Source organism: Rhodococcus sp. IEGM 1305, assembly GCF_030058635.1.
GTDB classification, from domain to species: Bacteria; Actinomycetota; Actinomycetes; order Mycobacteriales; family Mycobacteriaceae; genus Rhodococcus_F; species Rhodococcus_F opacus_D.
The window spans coordinates 1-3715 of record NZ_JASHKX010000074.1; the positions used below are offsets into that span (position 1 = coordinate 1).

Here is a 3715-nt window from a genome sequence, read left to right on the forward strand (position 1 = left end):
GTGGTGTCGAGGTGGCCGGTGAGGTGGAGGGTGAGGGGGATGTTGTAGGTGGGGGTGGTGGTGTCGTATTGGTTGAGGAACCAGATGCGTTGCTGGGCTGGCGATAACGGCACGAACTCCGGTTGGGGCCCCGGAGTGGGCACCGGCAGCGGGGCGTCGTTCGAGTCGTGGTCGAGGTGGGTGGACAGGACTCGCGGTGTCCGGTCCTCGAACAAGGTCCGGACGTCGATGTGGGTATGCAGCGTCGAATTGACCCGCGCCACCACCCGGGTCGCCGTCAGCGAGTTCCCGCCCGCCTCGAAGAAGTTGTCGTCGACACCGATGTGCTCGAGCCCCAGAACGGCCGCGAATGCGTTCGCGACGGTCTCCTCGACGGGCGACGTCGGTCGGTGCGCGGAATCGGCCGGGGAGTCGAACCGGGGATCGGGCAGCGCGGCGCGATCGAGTTTGCCGACCGGGGTCAGCGGGATCCGGTCGATCGGCACGATCGCGCCGGGCACCATGTGCGCCGGAAGTCGTTCGGTGAGATAGGCAGAGAGGCGTGCCGGGTCGAGCTCCGCGGAACCGACGACATAGGAGACGAGGATCGGGTCCCCGGCGGGCCCGGTGCGGGTGAGTGTCGCGGCGTATTCCACGTCCGGGTGGGCGCCGAGGACGGCGTCGATCTCGCCGGGTTCGATGCGGAACCCGCGCACCTTCACCTGGAAGTCGGCCCGGCCGAGGTACTCGACCACCCGACCGTCGGACTCGTCGGCGATCCAGCGGACGATGTCGCCGGTCCGGTACATCCGCTCGCCCGCCGGCCCGTATGGAGCGGCGACGAAGCGTCCGGCGGTCAGCCCCGGCCTCCGGTGGTATCCGCGGGCCAGACCCGGCCCGGCGATGTACAACTCACCCGGAACACCGTCCGGGACCGGCTGCATCCGCGCATCCAGCACCACTTCCTCCGCACCGGCGATCGGGCCGCCGATCGTCACGTCGGACCCGGGTGCGAGCGGCGCGCTGATGTTGGACATCACGGTGGTTTCGGTGGGGCCGTAGCCGTTCCGCAGAGCACGGCCACGGGACCACCGGGTCACCAGACCGGGCGGACACGCTTCTCCGGCCACGAGAATTTCGCCGAACCCGTCGTATCCGTCGAGGTCGTCGGGATCGGCCGAGGCTAGCGCGGCAGTCGGGACGAAGGCATGCGTCACCCGTTCGGCGGCGACGAAGCGGGACAGTTCCGTGCCGCCGACGATGGTCGGCGGGCTGATCACCAGAGTCGCGCCACAGCCGAACGCCAGTAGATAGTCGAACACCGATCCGTCGAACGAGGGTGACGAGAAGTGGAGCACGCGCGAGTGCCGCCCCGGACCGAGGCCGGCCGCCTGCGCCGCGGCCAGCGTGGCCAGCCCGCGGTGCGGAACCACCACGCCTTTCGGGACACCGGTCGATCCGGACGTGTAGATCAGGTACGCGGGATGGTCGGGTCGCAATGGCCGGCGGCGATCGGCGTCACCGAGGGCGCCGCTCGACTGTTGTTCGACCGTCGTGATCGTCCCGGGTTCGTCCAGGACGAGCCACGGCACCGTGTCCGGGAGCCGCTCACGTTGCGGTGTCAGTGTGACGCCGAGCGCGACACCCGAATCGGCGATCATCTCGGCGATGCGTGCGGCGGGATAGCCCGGGTCGATCGGGACGAAAGCGGCCCCGGTCTTGGTGATCGCCCAGACCGCGAGGACTGACTCGAGGGACCGCGGTATCGCCATGGCAACGTAGCGTTCCGGGCCGGCGCCGTGCGTGATCAGCAGGCGTGCGAGCCGGTTCGACGCCTCGTCGAGGTCGCGGTAACTCACCGCGCGACTGGAATCCTCGAGCGCGACGGCGTCCGGATCGAGGGCTGCGGCGTCGGTGACGATCGCGGCGAGCGTGCGGGTGGCGGGTGCGGGACCGCCGCGCACGGGCGCGAGCGCACGGAACTCGTCGTCGCCGAGAAGCCGCACCGACGCGACGGTCGTGTCCGGTGCCGTCGCGATGACGTCCAGAGCCCGGCACATGCGTGCCGCGATCGCCTCGGTGTCGTTGCGGCTGAGGAACTCCGGCAGAAACTCGAACTTGAGGTGGAGTGTGGTGTCGGTGTCGGTGGTGGTGGCGAGTGCGAGGGGGTAGTGGGTGGCGTCGGTGGCGGAGGTGGTGGTGATGGTGAGGTCGGTGGGTGGGGTGGTGGTGTGGTGGGGGTAGTTCTCGTGGACGGTGATGGTGTCGAAGGTGGTGGCGTGGGGGTTGGGGATGTGGGTGAGGGGGAGGTGGTGGTGGTCGAGGAGTTGTGTGTGGGTGGTGTGGGTGCGTGTGAGGAGGGTGGTGAGGGTGTCGGTGGGGTGGAGGGTGATGCGGACGGGGATGGTGTTGATGAAGAGTCCGATCATGGTTTCGATGCCGGGGATGTGGGGTGGGCGTCCGGAGACGGTGGTGCCGAAGGTGATGTCGGTGGTGCCGGTGTGGGTGGCGAGGACGAGGGCCCAGGCGGTGTCGATGATGGTGTGGAGGGTGAGGTCGTGGGTGCGGGCCACGGTCCGCAACGCATCGGTGTGCTCCCTTGACAGCGAGACCCGATACTCCTCGGGGAAAGTGGATGGGATGCGGCCGCGCGCGGACGGCACCAGGATCGTGGGTCCTTCCAGTCCGTCGAGGACGTCGGCCCACGCGGCCCGGCTCTCCTCGAGTGACTGCTGGGTGAGCCACTCCAGGTAGCGGCGATACGGGAGGAGTCGCGGCACAGCGCCGGGGTCGGCGTGGTGCTCGTACAACTGGAGGAGTTCGTGCAGGAGAAGGGGCGTCGACCAGCCGTCGAGCAGGATGTGGTGATGAGTGAGGGCGACCTGGTGGTGGGTCGGTCCGTGCGTGATGAGCGTGAGCCGGAGCAGGGGTGGCGCGGTCAGGTCGAACGCGGTGGTGCGGTCGGCGGTGACGATGTCGTGAGCGACCGTCGCGTCACGCTCGGCGCGGAGATCGTGGTGATTCCAGGGAAGTATTGCAGGAGTGACGATTTGAATCGGGGTGCCGTCGTGAGTGTGTCCGAAAGCGGCGCGGAGGTTCGGGTGACGGCCGAGAAGGGTGTCCGCGGCGTCGCGGAGACGGTCGGGATCGAGGGGTCCGTCGATGTCGAGGACGAGTTGGACGACGTAGGTGTCGAGGGCCTGGCTGGTCAGTTCGTGGTGGAACAGGAGACCGGCCTGCAAGGGGGTGAGGGGCCAGACGTCGGTGAGGGTGGGGTAGTGGTGGTGGAGTGCGTCGAGGGCGGGTTGGTCGAGGTGGACGAGGTCGAGGTCGCTGGGGGTGAGCCGGCCGGCGCCGGGTCGGCTGATGTGGTCGGCGAGGGCGGTGAGCTCGGTGACGTCGGCCGCCGGCAGCACACCGGGCGGATACACCCAGGTGGCGCGCAGGATCGGGGCGCCCCCTGACTCGTAGACGTAGGCATTGACGTCGAGAATCGCTGCGACGGGCACGTTTCCGAGGATCGTGGTGTCGAACTCGATGCTGGTTATCGGTTCCCAGCCGGCACCGTTCGAGAGCCGGTGCGGCGGGTGGTCGAACCGGCCGAGGTAGTTGAGGGTGATTTGGGGTTGGGGGAGGTTGCGGAGTTGGGTTGCGGTGTGGGGGTTGAGGTATCGGAGGGGGCCGTATCCGGTGCCGTGGTCGGGGGTGGTGTGGAGTTGTTCTTTGATGGTGGTGA

General features: G+C 68.7%; 1 protein-coding gene. It reads right to left on the reverse strand.

The window, feature by feature from the left end; translation table 11 throughout:
* On the reverse strand, window positions 1-3715 hold a 3715-nt coding region (locus tag QM693_RS37425; RefSeq protein WP_283354824.1), incomplete at both ends, for a non-ribosomal peptide synthetase.